Annotated in this window: 19 protein-coding genes, 2 pseudogenes and 1 riboswitch; of the genes and pseudogenes, 5 read left to right on the top strand and 16 right to left on the bottom strand. The window is 31.7% G+C overall.

The annotated features are described in order from the left end of the window. Nucleotides 1-66: 66 nt before the first annotated feature. From AC3WTI_RS04255 to AC3WTI_RS04225, 7 genes and pseudogenes are all read right to left on the bottom strand, one after another. A complete protein-coding gene (locus tag AC3WTI_RS04255; RefSeq protein ID WP_000653369.1) occupies nucleotides 67-210 on the bottom strand; it encodes a hypothetical protein in 144 nt (47 codons plus the stop codon). 30 nt (nucleotides 211-240) lie between these two features. Then, nucleotides 241-1255 (bottom strand): annotated as a pseudogene (locus AC3WTI_RS04250) (serine hydrolase domain-containing protein). 98 nt (nucleotides 1256-1353) lie between these two features. Further along, a complete protein-coding gene (locus tag AC3WTI_RS04245; protein ID WP_001071346.1) occupies nucleotides 1354-1617 on the bottom strand; it encodes a heterocycloanthracin/sonorensin family bacteriocin in 264 nt (87 codons plus the stop codon). Nucleotides 1618-1816: 199 nt separating this feature from the next. After that, a complete protein-coding gene (locus AC3WTI_RS04240) occupies nucleotides 1817-2263 on the bottom strand; it encodes an NUDIX domain-containing protein (protein ID WP_087956214.1) in 447 nt (148 codons plus the stop codon). A gap of 25 nt (nucleotides 2264-2288) precedes the next feature. Then, a pseudogene (cutA, locus tag AC3WTI_RS04235) lies at nucleotides 2289-2627 on the bottom strand (divalent cation tolerance protein CutA). A gap of 30 nt (nucleotides 2628-2657) precedes the next feature. After that, nucleotides 2658-3116, bottom strand: coding sequence for a GNAT family N-acetyltransferase (locus AC3WTI_RS04230; RefSeq protein WP_087956215.1), 459 nt, complete (start codon nucleotides 3114-3116; stop codon nucleotides 2658-2660). Nucleotides 3117-3239: 123 nt separating this feature from the next. Continuing rightward, entirely contained in the window at nucleotides 3240-4151 is a 912-nt protein-coding gene (locus AC3WTI_RS04225) for a DMT family transporter (protein WP_087956216.1), read from the bottom strand. A gap of 151 nt (nucleotides 4152-4302) precedes the next feature. On the opposite strand from AC3WTI_RS04225, the gene norG reads away from it, so the two are divergent. Further along, nucleotides 4303-5736 carry an efflux pump transcription regulator NorG gene (norG, locus tag AC3WTI_RS04220; protein ID WP_087956217.1) on the top strand — a complete coding sequence of 478 codons (1434 nt, stop codon included), beginning with the start codon at nucleotides 4303-4305 and terminating at the stop codon, nucleotides 5734-5736. Nucleotides 5737-5781: 45 nt separating this feature from the next. Here the strand turns inward: norG and AC3WTI_RS04215 are convergent, their stop codons facing one another. Further along, nucleotides 5782-6312 carry a DUF4269 domain-containing protein gene (locus tag AC3WTI_RS04215; protein ID WP_097841075.1) on the bottom strand — a complete coding sequence of 177 codons (531 nt, stop codon included), beginning with the start codon at nucleotides 6310-6312 and terminating at the stop codon, nucleotides 5782-5784. A 174-nt stretch (nucleotides 6313-6486) separates the two neighbouring features. Between AC3WTI_RS04215 and AC3WTI_RS04210 the strand changes: the two genes are divergently transcribed. Beyond that, nucleotides 6487-6948 carry a DUF2306 domain-containing protein gene (locus AC3WTI_RS04210; protein WP_087956219.1) on the top strand — a complete coding sequence of 154 codons (462 nt, stop codon included), beginning with the start codon at nucleotides 6487-6489 and terminating at the stop codon, nucleotides 6946-6948. Between the two features lie 271 nt (nucleotides 6949-7219). On the opposite strand, the gene AC3WTI_RS04205 is transcribed toward AC3WTI_RS04210, so the two are convergent. Next, nucleotides 7220-8083, bottom strand: coding sequence for a glycerophosphodiester phosphodiesterase (locus AC3WTI_RS04205; protein WP_087956220.1), 864 nt, complete (start codon nucleotides 8081-8083; stop codon nucleotides 7220-7222). 45 nt (nucleotides 8084-8128) lie between these two features. After that, the gene (locus tag AC3WTI_RS04200; protein ID WP_087956221.1) at nucleotides 8129-8926 is read right to left on the bottom strand and encodes a GNAT family N-acetyltransferase; all 798 of its coding nucleotides are present in this window, start codon (nucleotides 8924-8926) and stop codon (nucleotides 8129-8131) included. A gap of 507 nt (nucleotides 8927-9433) precedes the next feature. Between AC3WTI_RS04200 and AC3WTI_RS04195 the strand changes: the two genes are divergently transcribed. Then, a complete protein-coding gene (locus AC3WTI_RS04195) occupies nucleotides 9434-10132 on the top strand; it encodes a hypothetical protein (protein ID WP_087956222.1) in 699 nt (232 codons plus the stop codon). Nucleotides 10133-10171: 39 nt separating this feature from the next. Here AC3WTI_RS04195 and AC3WTI_RS04190 read toward each other — a convergent pair whose 3' ends face one another. Next, nucleotides 10172-11467, bottom strand: a complete 1296-nt coding sequence (locus tag AC3WTI_RS04190) for an MFS transporter (protein WP_087956223.1) — start codon at nucleotides 11465-11467, stop codon at nucleotides 10172-10174. 260 nt (nucleotides 11468-11727) lie between these two features. Continuing rightward, nucleotides 11728-11827: riboswitch (purine riboswitch) on the top strand. Nucleotides 11828-11885: 58 nt separating this feature from the next. Here AC3WTI_RS04190 and AC3WTI_RS04185 point away from each other — a divergent pair. After that, nucleotides 11886-13070, top strand: coding sequence for an MFS transporter (locus AC3WTI_RS04185; RefSeq protein ID WP_087956267.1), 1185 nt, complete (start codon nucleotides 11886-11888; stop codon nucleotides 13068-13070). Nucleotides 13071-13162: 92 nt separating this feature from the next. On the opposite strand, the gene AC3WTI_RS04180 is transcribed toward AC3WTI_RS04185, so the two are convergent. Continuing rightward, on the bottom strand, nucleotides 13163-14380 hold the full coding sequence (locus AC3WTI_RS04180; RefSeq protein ID WP_097841160.1) for a MerR family transcriptional regulator: 1218 nt from the start codon (nucleotides 14378-14380) through the stop codon (nucleotides 13163-13165). Nucleotides 14381-14639: 259 nt separating this feature from the next. Between AC3WTI_RS04180 and AC3WTI_RS04175 the strand changes: the two genes are divergently transcribed. Continuing rightward, complete coding sequence (locus AC3WTI_RS04175; protein ID WP_087956224.1) at nucleotides 14640-15212, top strand: DJ-1/PfpI family protein; 573 nt, start codon at nucleotides 14640-14642, stop codon at nucleotides 15210-15212. Between the two features lie 144 nt (nucleotides 15213-15356). Here AC3WTI_RS04175 and AC3WTI_RS04170 read toward each other — a convergent pair whose 3' ends face one another. The 4 genes from AC3WTI_RS04170 to AC3WTI_RS04155 form a co-directional block, all read right to left on the bottom strand. Further along, nucleotides 15357-16163 carry a DegV family protein gene (locus AC3WTI_RS04170; protein WP_087956225.1) on the bottom strand — a complete coding sequence of 269 codons (807 nt, stop codon included), beginning with the start codon at nucleotides 16161-16163 and terminating at the stop codon, nucleotides 15357-15359. A 199-nt stretch (nucleotides 16164-16362) separates the two neighbouring features. Continuing rightward, nucleotides 16363-16869: a DUF3189 family protein gene (locus tag AC3WTI_RS04165; protein ID WP_087956226.1), complete on the bottom strand. Its 507-nt coding sequence runs from the start codon at nucleotides 16867-16869 to the stop codon at nucleotides 16363-16365. Between the two features lie 79 nt (nucleotides 16870-16948). Next, nucleotides 16949-17416 (bottom strand): DUF1453 family protein, encoded by a 468-nt coding sequence (locus AC3WTI_RS04160; RefSeq protein ID WP_087956227.1) that lies wholly within the window; start codon nucleotides 17414-17416, stop codon nucleotides 16949-16951. 205 nt (nucleotides 17417-17621) lie between these two features. Further along, nucleotides 17622-18647 carry a serine hydrolase domain-containing protein gene (locus AC3WTI_RS04155; protein WP_097841073.1) on the bottom strand — a complete coding sequence of 342 codons (1026 nt, stop codon included), beginning with the start codon at nucleotides 18645-18647 and terminating at the stop codon, nucleotides 17622-17624. Nucleotides 18648-18685: the final 38 nt, after the last annotated feature.

The raw sequence follows: 18685 nt of genomic DNA, 5'->3' as shown, positions 1-18685 counted from the left end.
ATTTCAATCTTGTGATGGGACTTAAGATGTATTTTCCATTCATCATATAGTCGGATGGTCGAAAAATTAATATTCAATTTCATCAAAATCTTTCGGCTGCGGTACTGTCTGCATATTAGCTGCATCTTTCGGATCGCTATAAATTGCATTTTGTTCTGTATTTACATCTTTAATGTTTTGCTTTTTATTTTTATTCATTTTATCTTTCACTTTTCTCACTCCTTTTCATTATAGGAGTAATTATGCCCCATTACCGTTACGAAATGTATCCGCGACTAAATTGCTGAATTCACGTAAATAATATAAATAATTATCACCGCCGTAGTTATATCTTTTATTATACATTTTCGCAACAACTACATTATATTCAGGTATTACTAATATGGTCGGTCCTGTAATTCCTAGTATTTGAAACAATCCTTTTGGAACTCGTTCACCAAGCTCACTTAAAAGTGCTGGATCATTTTGAACGAACCAAAACAACCCGTTTTGTGGTAGTTCTTTATTTACAAATGTTGGACTCTGCAAACTCGTAGTAATTTTTATAACTTCTTTTGGAACAATTTTTTACTGTTTATCATACCTCGATTTAAATGCAGATTGCCCCACTGCGCAAATTCTCTAGCTGAAACAAACAGATTTTTTTCAGTACCATCATCTACTGTACCAATTTCACTAATCGCGTCTTCGCTTGGATTATTAACAACTTTAACTAAGTTCTCATCTTGTTGAATTCTCCAACCTGTTTCTTTGAAGTCAGCTAAATCAAATACACGCTCCTTTAACAATTCAGGAAAACTTTTGTTATATAGCTGATAAATAAGACGTGTTATCATTCTTACATTTATATCTCTATACGCCCATGCTTGTCCAGGTTCAAATTCCCGAAAAATTGTTCCGTCATTCGTTTCTCCTAAACCGTGCGAATGGGTTACTAAATGTCTTATCGTTGTTTTACCGAGCAATGCAGAATCAAAGTCTTTAAAATACTTTATCGCTTCATCGTCAATAGAGTTTATTTTCCCCTCGTAAAGCGCATAGGCTACCATTAAACCTAAATAACTTTTTCTAGCAGAAGCAACATTGAACTGTGAAGATGCGGTCACTTTTTTATTAGTCGATGTATTTGAGTGATGTCCACTATAATGCTCTAGTACAATTTTATTATCTTTTATAATACAAAGTGCTGTTGCAGAACTATGATTTTTTCTTTTATATTTTCTACCCAAGAAATTAACTTATCGTAAGTATACAAATAAATCCCCCTTAATACGCATAACAATTACATTTGAAAGAAAAGTGCAAAATAATTTCCACACCTTTCTTTCAAGTAAAATAGTTTTCTTTCTATACTTAAATGATCCACCAGTTCCAGCAGTTAAAACAACCGAAACAACCAGCGCACCCTACACAACGACCACCACAACCTCCGCATCTTCCGCCGCCACATCCACCACAGCGACCACCACAACCTCCGCACCCGCCACAACGACGTGCATCATCTTGAATGTAATAGTATGGATATTGATTTTGTTGTAGTTGATCCCAATATACAACATTACCAGACTGATAATCATTAAGGTTTAATGATTGTAGATCTTGTTGAAACTGATTCATTACGAAACCCTCCATTTATAAAAATAAATTCCGTCCAAATGTTAAAGTTTATATATTTTTGCAAACAAAGTAGAAAAAAGACTATAGACTAAATGCGTACATCAACAAAATATGAACTTACACTAGGTGATGTACCTTGTTTTTTAGCCTATTTTCTTAATCTCCTTTCGGTGGACGTATTTACTATTAATAGAGGTGCTTAAAAATTGCTAATCCAACAGTTTAGTAGTTCATCGCTTAATTTTCTTTCTAATAACTTTTTAACTGATGGAGCTGGCATGATTTTATATGTATGTAAAGCTTCTTGATTATAATCTATCCAGTGAAACGCTAAATGAGATTCTTTAGAATTTGGTATGAAATCAATATGTAACTCTTGCGAATCTACTTCAAAAATGTGATTGATTTCATGATGAAGAACTTCACGGTCTTGCCATTGGTTTTCTATCACGCCTAAAAATTGTTTTATGCTACAATTCACTCCGAGTTCTTCTCTTAGTTCTCTTATTAATGCATTCTCAGCTGATTCGCCAACTTCAACATGACCACCTGGTAAAAAATAATGATGGCCAATATATTCAGCCAATAATAATTTATTTCCCTTTAACATTACAGCTCGTACAATATAATGAAATTTATTTTCCAATTGTTATTCCTCCCAGTCATTAATTTTATATTTGATTAAAATAGCCATTTAATATTGGGATAATATAAATCATAGGTGTTTCATACGGGTGAATTTCATTAATCACTTCAAGGGCATCCTTTACAAGGTCCTGTTTACACTTTATTTCAATTTTACATTCTTGCCCTTCGCATATTTGACCAATTTCTCCGTTAAAAGGTGATGCATCGTCTAATGGTCTTCAGTATCCGTTCACGGAACTATAGGATAGACAATGGTCATATTTTCCCGTTTTACAAGCACCAATTCTATTTAGCTCATCCCGTAATATCTCAATGTATTCTTCAAGAATAAACACTTCGATTTTCACTTCCGAAAATTGCATCTTTCCTTTCACACCTTTACTTTATAATACTTAAACAAATAAACGATACACTTGCTCCCCATCATAATCATGTCCCAATGATTGAAAACCGGCACGTTCATATAGTTTCTTTGCAAAAATATTATCTTTATGTACCGTTAATCTAATTTCTTTACACGCCTTATATGTATTTTTTATTAAATAGATGCTTTTCTGTAATGCCGCTTTTCCATAACCATTCCCTTGCTGCATTTGATCGACAATAAATCCATTTATCCAATACATATCAGTTGTTTCTCTTACAACAGCATGCATAATAAAACCAACCAATAGATTGTCATCATATATCGCAAATGGTATGTACTCCACATTGTCACCATCTGGTTTTATATACACTTTAGCAAGTGAAACTGCTACAGATGGAACAAATTTCGTTTGATTTTCTTTAACTTGTAGCTTTAAGGCATCTTCCCAATTCTCTCTCGTAACAACCTTTAATTGGACATTCAAAATGGTAAGCTCCTTTATAATGAGAATGTATTTATATATTCAACGTACTAAAATAAATCCCTGTTTCAATTTCTAAAGTTACTTGGTTACGTTAATTGTTAAATTATTATCACAAAATAAAAGCTAGTTTGTTGTATTATAGTACTCTGCATTTTTCATTTTTTTCTTTAATGATACATGCGCAATTAAAACTCCAAGTATAGTAATTCCCCCGCCGATTATTGAAACAAATGTCGGTACTTCACCTAACCATAACCAAGCAATAAAACATGCAGTTACTGGCGTTAAATATAGAGAACTTGTTGCCTCAGCAGCACCAGCATGAGATATGATATAGGCCAATGCGATATATGGGAGTACTGTTGGAAATAAACCTAAGTATAAAACACTCACATTCACTTCAAGAGGAGCTGCTAGTATTTCTTGATACAATCCCGGTAAGAAAATAAGCATACATACAGTACTAGATACAATTGTATATATGGTAAATGTTAAGAAGCCATACTTTTTTAAGTAAGAAGTTTGGAAAACAAAATATAGGCTTTCTGAAATCGCTGCTAATAATATAAATAATCCTCCACTATTTAATTGCATAGTATCTCCTTGACTAAATGATATGAGAGCAATTCCTATAAAACTAATTACACCACCGATCCAACCATTTAATTTCATTTTTTCGTTTAAAAATATAGAAGCAAGAATTGCCGTTACTATAGGTGTGACCGAAACAATTAAACTTGCAGAACCAGCATTTACTGTTTTTTCGCCGTAATTTAATGCAATATGATAAAAAGTGAACCCTAAAGCACCAAACATAAAAATTGCTGGGATATCCTTTAAGTCTGGTAGTCGTAACTTGTAGATAAAAGAAAACAACAGAAGTATAAATGAAGCGATTAATAAGCGTAGTAAAGTAAGATGCTCAGGTGTATAAGATTCGAGTCCCATACGAATTGCCGGAAAAGCAGTTCCCCATATAAGGATCGTAAACGCGTGAGCATATATAATGCGTAAATCCCATTTTTTATTATGCATGTTTTCTCTCCCTTTCTAATAAACCAACCATTTTTAAATTACCAATTATTTCTTTTCATCATATTTAATAGTTGTTACAATGTCTTCAACCAGTTATTTATCGTAAAAACCAACCACTTGGCATTTTTAAAGTGAACGAGGGAGTTTTTTTATGACAACGAATAAAAAACTGCCTAAATATCGGCAGATAGTAGAATATATGAAAGAAAAAATCGAAAACGGAGAATGGCCTATTGGAAGTAAGATCCCTAGTCAACGGCAGTTAGCCAAATTATTTCATGTAAATCGAAGTACTGTAATAACTGCGCTAGATGAAATGATGGCAGATGGCTTAATTCAAGGACAAATTGGAGCAGGAACAATTGTAACAAATAATACATGGTCATTATTAGCGACAAATCCACCGCCTGATTGGAGTGAATATGTAAAGGCTGGTATTCATAAACCTAGCAAGTTAATGGTACGAGAAATAAATGAAGCAGAAGCAAATAAAACACTTATCCATCTTAGTAAAGGTGAACTTGCTCCTGAACTTTTTCCACTAAAAACGATGCAGTCCATTATGACAAGTGTATGTGACGAATTAGATTATTTTGGATACGAAGAACAAAAAGGTTTTTTACCGTTACGTGAAACAATTAGTAAATATGTAAAATCATTCGGAATACATGCATCAGCCAGTTCTATATTAATCGTCTCTGGTGCATTACAAGCATTGCAATTAATATCAATTGGTCTTTTGCATAGAGAATCAACAGTATTACTTGAACAACCTTCTTACTTATATTCACTTCATGTATTTCAATCAGCAAATATAAATTTATCTGGTATAGCTATGGATCATCACGGTATTTTACCTAACGAATTATTAAAACGCATTAAATACAGTCAAAAGAGAAACATTTTATATTCTATCCCTAGTTTTCAAAACCCAACAGGGATATTAATGTCTCAAGAGCGGAGAAAAGAAATAATAAAGATATGCGAAAAGGAACAGTTGCCTATTATTGAAGATGATATTTACCGCGAGTTATGGATTGATGAACCCCCTCCAGCTCCTTTAAAGTCGATAGATAAACATGGACATGTATTATACGTTGGTAGTTTATCTAAAACTCTTAGCCCTGGACTTAGAATTGGATGGATCATTGGACCCGAACCAGTTATTGATAGATTGTCAGATATAAAGATGCAAACAGACTATGGATCGAGTTCGTTATCCCAAAGAGTTGCTGCTGAATGGATACATAATGGCTTTTATGAGGAACATGTTGCAAACGTAAGAATTCAATTAAAAGAACGAAGAAAAATCATGATACGGGCTTTAAATAAGTACTGTGCAGATGTTGCATCGTGGGATATTCCTAGTGGTGGATTCTTTATATGGCTAAAGGTTGTACCTAACATTCCGATGAAAAAATTATTTTCAGAGGCGCTATCAAAAGGAATTCTTTTAAATCCAGGACGTATTTATGAAGAAGAATCTGATCGGTATATTCGTTTATCATATGGATATGCTTCTCCAGAGCAAATGACTAATGGGATTAAATTACTGAGTGAATTAATTCGTAAGCTAATGTCATAACAAAAACTCCTCTTTTATCTATAGAGGAGTTTTTATGTATCTTATTTACCACAACCGCATTTCCTGCCCCAACACAATAAGTCCGTCATAAGGATCTCCGTTAATGTTTAATACTTGAGCAAAAGCAGGTTCTGTTTTTAAACCGTTCTCTTTTAAGCGAAGAATTTCTTCCCTTATATGAGGATGCTGCATTAATAGCATGTGCTCTACTATCATATGTCTATATGCATTTTGATTACGCACTGGCTTAGGCTGAGCGAATAATTCAAATTCAAAACCTTCAAATTCAAAATTCACCTTTATCGATTCGATATTTTTAATTTTTTTCTTTTTTATTTTAAACCCTTTATAAGAACCGTATAAAGATCTCATTTCCTGTTCAAAAACATCAAAGTTATGTACTTCCATTACTATATCTAAGTCAGATTGAAGAGTATCAATTCTTATAGGGATTGTCCCACAAAGAACAGGACTATACAAAGCTAAATCCTCCATAATATTTAGTTTGTTCAAAACATCATATACTTTTTGTTGCTTGTCATTCCCTGATTGTAAATATGTAATAGATGTAAACATGGAAGTCTCTCCTTCATTTCACGTAATACGTGTCTCACTAAACTCAAGAAAAATTTGTCCGTTTAAACTTGTTCTTGAAGTACCTTTACTTCAATATATTAAAGTGAATAAACAATATGTTTCAACTTTTCTCCTATGCTGCAATACTATAAAAATAAAAAGGGAGGAATTATTATGAGCATTTTCAACATTCTTTTAACCATCCACATATTATTTGGAACGATATGTTTAATCACTGGGATAATAGCGATGATTGCTCAAAAGAAGAAAGGAAAACATACGGAATGGGGTGAAATATATCATGCATCCTATGTTGTAATCACCCTTACTGCAATTATATTATCCATTATAAACTGGGATAAAATCGCATATTTATTTTATGTAGCAATTTTCTCTTATTCATTTGCGATTTATGGCTACCTTGCGCGAAAACAACGTTGGAAAAATTGGCTGCATCATCATATTAGAGGTATGTTAGGTTCTTATATAGGTGCGGTAACTGCACTTTTAGTAAACGTCGGTATTCATATTCCCTTAATTAATTTACTGCCACCTATATGGTTTTGGTTTTTACCTACATTAATCGGTATTCCTCTCGTAGCCAGTGTATCAAAAAAATATAAAAAGCGTAGTTAAAATCCATTACATTTTTGTTACTTTCTAATGATTATTACGAAAAGTCATACTCAATGTAATATTTTATATATAAATTCAAAATCGTATTGCTTTAAGTTAATCACTTATAGCTAAATAAAAAGAATCCAATAAAATTATTGGATTCTTTTTCAGATTTTATTTCAATATCGGTTCTATGTACTTAATGATGTAACCATCTGGATGACGAACTATCATTGTATACTTGTGGATAATTGAATTATTGATTCAGCGATAGTTACAACAATATAGTTTAAGATTGTAATAATGAGTGTAATCGATCCGGGTAATTCGTAAACATCCCGTCAACGTCCCATAAAAGTAACTTTTTCATATCTTTTTCATTATCTACAGTAAATGGATGAACTTCTAATCCATGTTTCTTTATTCTCTTTACATAAGCTGAATCAATATATTTATAGTTCATCCCAAGACCGATGCAGTATGTTTTATACTTTTTTATTTCTAATTCGGTTAATTGAACTGCCTTTTTGTAAGGTAGTAATTGTACTAGCGGCATATTAACATCTAAACTATGAATTTTTTGCAGACTTTCTTCACTAAATGATTGAATAATAACGTTATCACTTATTTCGTACTGCTTTATAATTGCTAATAGTTTTTCTTCCATACCAGCATATTGATTTGGTGATTTTGTTTCAATATAATAGTTAGCATTATGCCCGAACGTTTCAATAATTTCTTCTAGTGTTGGGACTTTAGCACCTTCAAATTCTTTGTTGGCTAAAGTTGGATGCTTTTTATTGAAAAAAGAACCTGCATTAAGTTGCTTTATTTCCTCTAATGTATGTTCCTTAACTAGCCCCGTACCATTTGTAGTGCGTTTTACTGTTTCATCATGCATAGCTACTAAATGTCCGTCTTTTGTCATTTGAAGATCAATTTCTATATAATCTCCTTTTAATCGTTGTCCTAATGAATAAGCTGCTATTGTATGTTCTGGTGCATACGCAGAAGCTCCTCTATGTGCAATATTTTTTATATCATTTGATTGATTAATAGCTTTCGTGTACTTAAGTTCATCTACTTTATAAAAAACAAAGGTACCTATTACTATAAAGGCGCAAAGTATTGTAATAATATATATCTTTTTCATAATGATGTATTTACTCCTACATGTAAGCAATTTAGCTCGGATAATTTATTCAATTAAATGTCGATTTTCAAATACAGTCATTTGTCCCACAGATTGAAAGCCCGCCTTTTTATAAATATTAATCCCATCTGGTGATGCTTGTAATACACATTGAGCAACGTTTAATTCCTTTGCTTCCTGCAGCAAGTAATGAAACATAGTGGAGCCAAATCCTTGCCCTCTCATTTCTTCTTTAGTTGCTATATCATAAATACCAATACTATCTTTTGTGCACACTAATGAACCAACCGATACAACTTCATCTTTATAAAGTCCTAAGTACAGTTTCATATTTTTACTATTCCATAAGTCAAAAGAAGCAGTTTCATTGTAGAATGATTGTACATGTACACCTTCCTCTGATGTACCAAATAAATTAGCTAAAGTTTCTCCAAACTTTTTAATTTGTCCTGACGAAGATGCTTTTTCTATTATAAAACCTTCTGGCATGTTTATTGTTGGATATATTGTTTTTAAGTCTGCTACCATCGCAATATTTTGTTCTGCTTCTTTTAAGCCAAGTTTTATTAATTCGTTTTTTATAGCCTGTTCATACCTATCATCCCAAAACCAAACACTCATTGGAAATTTCTTTTGATTATAGTTGTTTACCTCTTTATATAACTCGGTACTACCCGTTAAATTATTGTTTAGCAAAGTAATGATATTGAATGTATCTGCAGGTAAACCACAGTCTACAGCAATGTAGTCCTTCGTTTCTTTTACATTCATTCCATGTAAGTGCCGCGCAATATATGACGTTTTATATGTAAAATTATCTATTAATAACTGTTTATAATTCATTCCTTTTCTCCTTTCATAAAAATGCGTATTCGAATCGTTCAGTATTAAATATAACATATATAAAATGTGCCTTTTTCTATGAAAATAGCTCTATACATCACTCTTTTCACCCTAAAAGAATTAAAAATGATATAACGTTGTCGGAATGAAAAAAGTGGTATATAATAAATATTAACATTACTAGTAATTATTTTAGGTATTCCTAGAATAAAGGAGCGATACATATGAAAATTACTATTTATTTCGGAAGTCATGAAGATCAAGATGTTCGTACTATGGACTGTCATTTAGATGTAGAAGATACAGAAGAGATTGTTTCTGTATCATAATATAAATTGTATGGATGAACCCTCTTTCCTACAGCGTTTAAGGCACCTTTTACAGGTGTCTTTTTTGTTGTTTTTTTCGTCAAAAACCCTTTACTTTATAACGTTTTAATAGTAAAATATAAATACACGAACAAATGTTCTTTTTATTTTAATTGTACATGAAGGGATGATTTTTACAATGGCTCAAGCAAAGCGCAGAGGAAGAAAAAAGCAAACACCTATTATTTCAAATACAGGTTTTATCGGCTCTGTCTTTATTGATACATTGGAGTTACAAAAGAAATCCTATTATTTCGCTCGTAAAAAACTTCAAATTGTACATCACGTACTTGATGGTCTTTCCGTAGCAACAAGTTCTCTATTTAAAGAACATAACATTTCAGCATACATGTCATGTGTGTATTTACATAAACAAAAGAAAATCGGCTTTGTTCTCTCAACGAAACCATTTGAACAAAGTGATGGTGTAGCTTACTTTATAAATTATTTAATCGAAAAGAATTTTTACGGTAATGAAGAAGTAGATTATCAAGAAGTATTTAATACAGGTTTTATCGGTGTTGTATTCGCAGATTTATGTAGCATTGATCGCTTTAATTTTGAGTTTGAAATGGGTATGTTAACAAAATTAATGAAGGATATGATTATTCCGGTTAAAGAACTCTTTTTACGCCACAATGTACCGGCTTACATCTCCACTTCTCATTTAGAGGAACAAAATAAATTAGGTTTCGTTCTATCTGTAAAACCATATGATGAACGTGCAGAAGCAGATTTATATTTTGAGGCGTATTTAAAAGAACGTGGTTTATTTATCGGTGATGAAGAAGATGATATTGATAAGATTGTTATTAGAAAAACAGCTGAATTACGATAAAAAAGCACAGGATGATTATCCTGCGCTTTTTAGATTACATCAAACACTAAAATCTTTTGAATGAATTTCTAAATTTAGTTTATTTGTGAAAACTTGATTCAAAATAAAAAATACAATCCCCCCTGCAATCGGAAGCATATAAGCTGGAATGTAATTTAATAATAATCCTGATATTGCCAGTGCTACCGGCTGTATTATTTTACCTATACTTAATCCAATACTAAGAACCCTTCCTCTATATTCATCAGGAATTTCATTTTGCATGAAATACATTAAAGGAATATCAATTTGTGCAATCATTAGACCTAAAAAGAACATAATAATGCAATACAAAGTAACGTATACCAGATTATTTACTTCAATAGTTTGAAATAAAACAGGTATTCCCAACGCTATCATAAAAATCCCTAATATAAAACTTATTTTTTTCAATAAATAGGAATAAGGAAAGCGATCAGTTATCTTTTTTACTAATACTGCCCCAACTATCATACCAATCGAAAAAGTACCTTGAATTATACCGAATTGTTTCGAACTTAAGTTGAGTACCGAGTTTAATATGTATGGTAGTGGAACAATTACAGTAAAACCTAAGAAGAAATTAAGGGAAATTAATATACTAAACGTATTTTTTAAGCTTTTTCTCTCCATTAAGTAAGAGTATCCCTCCTTTATATCTTTAATAAAATGAATTTCTCTAATTGAACATTCCTCACTTATGTTTTGCTCGAACGATTTAAAGTTAATAAAAAATATGAATATAGCCGAAAGAATATATGAAATACCATTTATTATTATAAAAATTTTAATATCTAAAACAGCAAAAACAATACCGCCTAACATTGGACCAAGTATTAAAGATACAGAATCTATAATTTTACTTATCGCATTAATACTCATTAATCTCTCTTTAGAGACCATATTTGGTTTTGCAGCTTCTAATCCTATTCCAAAAAAGGTTGTAAACAGCGTCATAAGAAAGGTTGTAGTATAAATGATGAATAAGTTTAATCCGTAACTACTACTTAATATATAGACAGTAATTAATAATCCTCCACTTAGTAAATCCATACAAACAACCAGTTTCTTTTTATTAACTTTATCAGCAATGACACCAGCAAAAGGATTTAAAACAATCATGGGAATTGTTCCTAAAATGAGCGTAATCGCGAAATTTAACGCAGATCCAGTTATTTGTAAAACATATAATCCTAGTGCGAAACTATAAATTGAACTACCGAATAATGATACTGTTTTTGCAATTGAATATAAAAAAATGTTTCTAAGTTCTTGTTTGCTTTTTTTATTTTCTATATGTAATCGTAAACTGCCCATAACATTTCCCTCGCTTTTCTTTGTATTACATATAGTGTATGGTCTCGGGTTAACCCAATATCAATATGTACAATTTGAAAAGTTTTAAGGAGAAATAAATAAAAGATGGGGCTAACCCCATCTTTTATCAACTATGGGTTTTTACGTCTCTCTACAATGATAGAAATAAAATGATTGCTATAAAAAACTTAGGATTATATATACGAATGCTAATTTTTTATTGAAATATAAAAAGTAATATGGTATCTTCTATTACATTGATTAATTACATATGAGAATCATGTATAACTCCAAGAATATGGCTTGGGGGTCTCTACCAGGAACCAATAACTCCTGACTACAAAATGCGTATTATAGCGTTTGTAGTCAGGAGTTTTTTTATTCTATGGTAAATAATGACGAGAAGGGATTACAAAAAATGAATTTCAAAGTATTTATATTAGCTTTAGCAACAATAGCCGTAGGGCTTGTAGAGCTTATTGTTGGAGGAATATTGCCAGACATCGCTAAAGATTTTAATGTTTCATTAAGTTCCGCTGGGCAATTAATTACAATTTTCGCCTTTACTTATGCAATAGCAGGTCCTGTATTATTAATTTTTACAAATAAAGTGGAAAGAAAAAAATTGTATGTTATTTCACTTTATATTTTTCTAATTGGTAATATACTTACGTATTTCAGTCCAAACTTTACTTTTATGATGATAGCAAGAATTTTAACTGCTATGAGTACAGCTTTAGTTGTAGTACTTTCCCTTACAATTGCAGCAAAGATTGTTAAACCCTCTTACCGAGCAAAAGCATTAGGATTAATTTATATGGGTATTAGCTCTTCACTTGTTCTAGGAGTACCACTAGGCATTTTAATTTCGAACACATTTGGCTGGAGAGTTATCTTTTTATGTATTGCTATTTTTTCATTGGGATCTATCATCTTAATTTCAGTATTTTTAGAGAAAATACCTGGAGAGGAAAATCGAATTCCTTTATCTATTCAATTAAAGGCCGTTTGTAGTCCAAAACTAGGCGCTGCTCATCTAGCTACCATGTTTATGTTAGCTGGACACTATACACTATATGCTTATTTTACTCCTTTTTTAGAAGATAAGTTTCACCTAAGCCCTTATTGGATTAGCATATTTTATTTAGTATTTGGTATAGCTGCAGTAAGTGGCGGAGCGTTCGGCGGTGTTTTATCAGATAAAATAGGCGCTCCAAAAAGTATTGTGATAGTTATTACTTTATTTGCTCTAATCTTATTTATATTACCGTTCACGACAGTTTCTATTATCCTATTTATTCCTGTTATGATAGTTTGGGCTGCATTGAGTTGGGGGCTTGCACCACCTCAACAAAGTTATTTAATCCAAACTGCCCCAAATACGTCAGATATACAGCAAAGTTTTAATAATTCAGCCCTACAAATAGGAATTTCACTCGGTTCTGCAGTTGGAGGTATAGCTTTAAAACAAGTACATAATGTTGCCAACATGGCCTGGGTTGGTGGATCTCTAGTTTTATTATCTTTATGTTTGGCTATCTTTTCTCTTACTAGACATACACCGACAAGAGACTGTCCAGTGAGTGCTAAACATTTAAATTAACATTCTCTTTTTCTGTTAATCACCAAAGTATAAATATGTATCGTCATAAAAAGTTCAGTTATAAAACCGAACTTTTTATGACAGGTTTAACCTCATCTTTTTCCAAAAAATGAATATGTATAAATTTCTTCTCCTTCAATAAAGAAATTCTCGTACTTTCCACCTCGTTTCAAATAGTTTGAAGTACTTTCATCGATGGATTGAAACTGTAGATTTTGGATTTCTTTTGTTACTTTTGAAAGTGTAAAATTTGCTCGAAAGTTGTTTGTAATTTGGCTATTTGAGCTGAAATTTTTAAATAAAATAAATAAACTTAATAAATAACAATCCGTTTTAAAAAGTGGATTTAATTTGTGAAGTAAAAAATTCTCATGCTCAAAACTATAATTGCTCGTACCAGAATGATCAATTACAATATCAACAGACTTGTTCTGAATAGGGATGTTCAAAAAATCAGCACAGATAAAGAGAATATTTCTTTTCGGATTTATACTCGCTAATACATCCTTTAAAAATAAAAGTTTATTAAAATCTCGATCCACTGCAATGTATAGGCAATCTTCTGGCAGTTCTTCATAAATGTTTCTCAAAAAGAACCCAAGTCCCGATCCTATATCCAGTATTAATTTGTTATTTAAATTTAAATGTAATAGTTTCTTTTTCGCCCATTGCCCTTCTCTGTGCATATTTTCCAAATACGCATTATCAGTTTCATGAATATAATCCGAAATAGTATTTTTATGTGCCGGTTGCTCATTTGCTTTGAATAATTTACTAGCAGTTATTATTCCTGAGGTAATTATATATTCTTCCCCACAATTACAGATTAACTTTCCCTCAGTAATTTGATTGTTATTAATAATTCCATCTTGAAGAATTAGCTTTTTGCTACACCTAGAACATGTAAGCAAATGAAGTACGCTTAAATCTATCCCTATAATTGAATTAGAGGTTTCACTTGTTAATAATAAATCATGTAACACTTCCTTTAATTTATCCCGTTTCTTCTCCAAAAGTTCTATTTCCTGTTCCAACTTGTCATATTTCAGTTTAAATAAAGATTGGTAAAAAGTATCTTTTTCGTAATTCATAGATTTCGCTAAATTTTTATAAAAAAATAGTTCTTTAATTTCATTCAAACTAAATCCTAGCTCTTTGTAATGTAATATAAGCTCTAAATCTGTTTGACAATACTCGTCAAAAAAATAGTGACCTCCCTTTTTTTCAGGAATAATCAGACCCAGGTCCATATAATGTCTAATTGTATCAATACTTATGTTGTTTAATTCTCCAAATTTACCTATTTTCATAGCATCACTACCATTTATATATTTTTTTATATAGATTTCTATTTTTATATTTAAAAACCCTTTAAACATTCTAAACAACATTATTTACGTTATGTATGGGATATTGGATGCCACATATTTTATAAGTGTATAATCCTTTTATTTAATTAAATTTTCATTGTATGGAATATACAGGAGTTTATAACTTAATATAGAACATAAAAAAGAGAAGTTTATATTCTAAATAAGGGGATATACATACGGAATGAGGGATTAGAAAATGAAAATTGCAATAGTCTGTTTCGATAACTTTACTGATATAGATGTTTTTTTACCATGGGATTTATTAAATCGTGTACGTTTAGTTGGCGGTGTTTCTGATTGGAACGTTCAACTATTAGGAACGGAAAAAACTCATATATCCATGTCTGGCTTACGTATTCCCATGACAGGAAGCATATCTGATATTCCTACTGCTGATGCAGTAATATTTGCAAGCGGTAAGGGGGTACAAGATTTATATAAAAACCAAGAATATATTAAAAACATTCATGTAGATCCTCAAAGACAATTAATAGGATCTATGTGTTCTGGTTCATTACTACTAGGAGCTAAAAAATTGCTAACAGGTAAAAAAGCGACTACATATCCGTCCGTAGTAGAACAGCTTAAAGAATTCGATGTAGATGTTATTGAACAAAGTTTCGTGAACGAAGGAAATATCTCGACTGCTGCAGGCTGTTTTGCTGCTCAAGATCTTTCAGCTTGGATTATAAGAACCTTAATCAATGAAAAAATGGTCGATGCTGTTCTAGAAACTGTTCAACCAGTAGGCAAAGGTTTATATTTTTAATTTCAAATCAAGTAGAAGGATTGGTTACTCCCCAAAACGATAAAATGAGCTTTTTTGATTGATGGCGACGTAATATGCCTCCAATTTTACTTTAATTATTTAATTAAATAAAAAAAACCCGCGAATCATTCACGGGTTTTCCTCTTAATAACTAATTGCTATTGTACCTTCACCTGCATGAACCGCAAATGAAATTGGTAATGGATATAGTTTAAAGTCCATTTCAGGGAATGCTTGTCTAATATCCGAAATCCATTCTTCAGCTCCATCTTTATCGTTAGCATGGAACATGTGAAGTACTTTTGGTAATTCTTTTTCAAGTTCATTTTTAATGTATTCTCGACATTTTTGGATTTTACGAACTTTCTTTTCAAGTAAAAGCTCTCCACCTTTTACTTCTAATATTAAGTTGACACTTAATAAGCTTCCAAGTAAAAATTGAACTCCCTTTACACGTCCACTTGCGTAAAGGCCTTTTAAACTTTTCGGGAATACGTGGAAAGGTCTTCTTTTTTCATCTGCTAATGTATTGTGTATATCTTGTAAAGTCATACCATCATTGTATAACGATTTCGCTTTTCTAATTAGTTCATCCATTGGATAACTTGTTGTTTCGCTATCTAATACTGTTAATGGGAAACCTGCCATTTCTGCCGCTAACTTCATGTTTTGATAGGTTCCACTTACTTTTCCGCTAATAGCAACTGCAAATCCCTCTTCATACTCTTCTTTGCATTTCGAAAATAAATCTACCATTTCCCCTATGTTAGGCTGTGATGTAGTGACAGTTTTACCTTCGTTCAAAGCATTATAAACTCGCTCACGCACACCTTCTTCACAATCTTTGTACGACACACCATCGATAATAACTTCAATTGGGATAACAAAGTTATCTCCCTCTGTTTTAAAACTCGCAGTTGTACTATCAGTAATCCAAGCAACACGCTTCATGTTGTTCCTCCCTTAATTCAATTCCTCTTTTCTGACTTTTCTATATATTTATGTTACGAAAAGAGAATATCCCTGTAATAGTAACAGGACTTTATTGTTTTGGCTATAGTAGATGAATAGTAAATGTGAATATTTTTTGTCATTTCACGAAAAAAAGAAGAAAATCGAAGTATTTGCCCAATTTTCTTCTTATCCTATATTATTTAAAGGTTTCATTATCTAAAATTACAACATAATCATTCGTCAATCGGCCAGCTTCCTTCGTATAACTAACAAGTCTTTGTACGTTATCACAGCAAAGTTTCGCGCCCCATACGAGTAACGGTACACCGATGAAATCAATGTGAAACCTTCTAGAAAACAGGCCACCAAAAGTCATTGGTAAAGGAACTGTAGGTGATGTATTGGAAAAAACAATCTTTTCATGACTTTGATAATGTTTTTGCAAAATCTCTCCTAAATGCTTCATCGCAGGTACAACAACTTTTGATGCACCACATCCAATTGTATAAACCGGATTACCATTTTCGTCTATTCCATGAAAAATGATTTTCCCCATATCCTCTGTTTTCAATTTATTAAAGTAATCTACATTCAAAATTTCTTCTTTCGTTAACTTACGATCCGTTGGCAATTTATTTAAATGATAAGCTGCAGCAAGTGAAGTTGAATGTGTTCCGCCGAAATCTGTGTAAATGAATATCATATTATCATCCCTTGTTGTAAATGTTCAATGTTATTTAGTATTACCGTTCACGGTGCTGTTAAACAATGGATGAATACTTTCATGTTTTTTGTATTAATTCATTATATTTTTTCCAAATATAATATCGTCTACTAATTACAGTACCTAATGTGATACATAAAAAGGTATTTGTTACAACCATTAATGTATAGTGAGTACTGCCAGAAAACATACTTTGTTTAATCAAAACCTTCGTACCTAGAATAGCAAGTAGAATAATTGTACTTAACCAATTTCCTTTTCTTAATACATGACCTGTTTCACTATCTAATCGAAATGTTAAAACTTTTCCCCTAATTACTCCAAGACCCAATCCAATCCCTAGCATTACAACGAATAGTAATACTTTCAACATAGTTAATTGTCCCATATGAATAATAGACTGGATTGTCACAAAGCACAGCAAAGCCGGAATGAGCCAAATAAGATTAATATTCACTTTATATTCTTTACCTTGCATTAGTATGATTATAAAAACAACAAGTAGAATAACAAATAGAAATTCCATTTAGAGTCCTCCTATTTACTTGTTTACATTTAAAAATTATATTCGCTTCTTTTTATTCCATACTTTAAATAAACTAGGTACTAAAAATCATAAAATATAGAATGTGATTCCCATCAGTTTTAAGTGTTATTTATACAAAAAAGACGCACAAATAAATAGTACGTCTTTTTTGCATTTATTAGTGCATTCATAAACTCTTTTAACCTTATGAAACAGAGTTTTCTAATTCTTTCATTATTTTTTCGGGTCCTGTTCCTTTATTTGATGGAATAACTAAAGTAATTCCTAAGCCTGGATATACAGCTGAGCGAAAACTAACGCCTGGATCATACCCCATTACATGATATTTGAATATCTTATTTGCTCTTGTTTCAATCCATATTCCATAGCCGTAAGACTGATTATTATTCACTTGAATATGTGGGGTTAAAAGTATCTTTGTATATTCTCTGCCTACGATTTCATAGTTAAACAATGCTTCCCAGAACTTCAGCATATCTGGCGCAGTAATAAAAGCTCCACCATCAGATCCTCCTATTATTGGTATAGAGTAGGTGTTCGTTCTCCAATTTTGGTTAATTTCATCTTTTATATATCCAAGAGCCGTGTGCCTTGGTAATATATCTAAAGAAAAATAGCCAGAATCATTCATACCAATTGGTTTAAATATGTTTTTTTCTATATACTCCGTAAATGTAAGTCCTGTCTGTTCTTCGATTATTAATCCCAGTATGATAAAACCTGCATTGTTGTAGTGAAACTTGCTTCCAGGTGCAAACATCATATTTCTGTTTTGGAATAATGGTAAGAAGTCTTTTAAACTTTTTAAAAGATACATAGGTGTTTGTTTCCATAGATTTTCGAAGTTATCCATAATATTTTCATCAAAATAATCTGGAATACCCGAACTATGCGTCAAAAGGTGATGTATTGTAATATCTTCATTGAAGTTTGGAAAGTTAATACTTAAACACTCTTTTAACTTTGTTTGAAAAGTAATTATCCCATTTTCAACAAGTTGACAGATACCGATAGCAGTGAAGATTTTACAACCGGAGGCAATTCCGAACCTTGTTTGTAGCGTATTGTTTATACATTCATTTCGATTTGCGTAACCAAACGCCTCTTCATAGACTAAGCCTTTTTCTTCATTTACTAAAATTACCCCAGAGAAATCTATTTGCCGATGCATTTCTTTTACAATGCTGTCTATTTGATCTTTTGTTTTCATTACAAAAATCACCCTTGTTTATCAATATTGTTCTCCTT

It is taken from the genome of Bacillus sp. EB106-02-03-XG38, assembly GCF_058792175.1.
Note: the sequence above shows the minus strand (reverse complement) of the source record. Positions and strands in the feature narration are given on the sequence as shown.

Bases quoted from the DNA above. Each gene is read 5' to 3' on its own strand.
- AC3WTI_RS04245 (WP_001071346.1), bottom strand. From the start codon at position 1,617: ATGAATCAGTTTCAACAAGATCTACAATCATTAAACCTTAATGATTAT.
- AC3WTI_RS04225 (WP_087956216.1), bottom strand. From the start codon at position 4,151: ATGCATAATAAAAAATGGGATTTACGCATTATATATGCTCACGCGTTT.
- norG (WP_087956217.1), top strand. From the start codon at position 4,303: ATGACAACGAATAAAAAACTGCCTAAATATCGGCAGATAGTAGAATAT.
- AC3WTI_RS04215 (WP_097841075.1), bottom strand. From the start codon at position 6,312: ATGTTTACATCTATTACATATTTACAATCAGGGAATGACAAGCAACAA.
- AC3WTI_RS04210 (WP_087956219.1), top strand. From the start codon at position 6,487: ATGAGCATTTTCAACATTCTTTTAACCATCCACATATTATTTGGAACG.
- AC3WTI_RS04205 (WP_087956220.1), bottom strand. From the start codon at position 8,083: ATGAAAAAGATATATATTATTACAATACTTTGCGCCTTTATAGTAATA.
- AC3WTI_RS04200 (WP_087956221.1), bottom strand. From the start codon at position 8,926: ATGAATTATAAACAGTTATTAATAGATAATTTTACATATAAAACGTCA.
- AC3WTI_RS04195 (WP_087956222.1), top strand. From the start codon at position 9,434: ATGGCTCAAGCAAAGCGCAGAGGAAGAAAAAAGCAAACACCTATTATT.
- AC3WTI_RS04190 (WP_087956223.1), bottom strand. From the start codon at position 11,467: ATGGGCAGTTTACGATTACATATAGAAAATAAAAAAAGCAAACAAGAA.
- AC3WTI_RS04185 (WP_087956267.1), top strand. From the start codon at position 11,886: ATGAATTTCAAAGTATTTATATTAGCTTTAGCAACAATAGCCGTAGGG.
- AC3WTI_RS04180 (WP_097841160.1), bottom strand. From the start codon at position 14,380: ATGAAAATAGGTAAATTTGGAGAATTAAACAACATAAGTATTGATACA.
- AC3WTI_RS04175 (WP_087956224.1), top strand. From the start codon at position 14,640: ATGAAAATTGCAATAGTCTGTTTCGATAACTTTACTGATATAGATGTT.
- AC3WTI_RS04170 (WP_087956225.1), bottom strand. From the start codon at position 16,163: ATGAAGCGTGTTGCTTGGATTACTGATAGTACAACTGCGAGTTTTAAA.
- AC3WTI_RS04165 (WP_087956226.1), bottom strand. From the start codon at position 16,869: ATGATATTCATTTACACAGATTTCGGCGGAACACATTCAACTTCACTT.
- AC3WTI_RS04160 (WP_087956227.1), bottom strand. From the start codon at position 17,416: ATGGAATTTCTATTTGTTATTCTACTTGTTGTTTTTATAATCATACTA.
- AC3WTI_RS04155 (WP_097841073.1), bottom strand. From the start codon at position 18,647: ATGAAAACAAAAGATCAAATAGACAGCATTGTAAAAGAAATGCATCGG.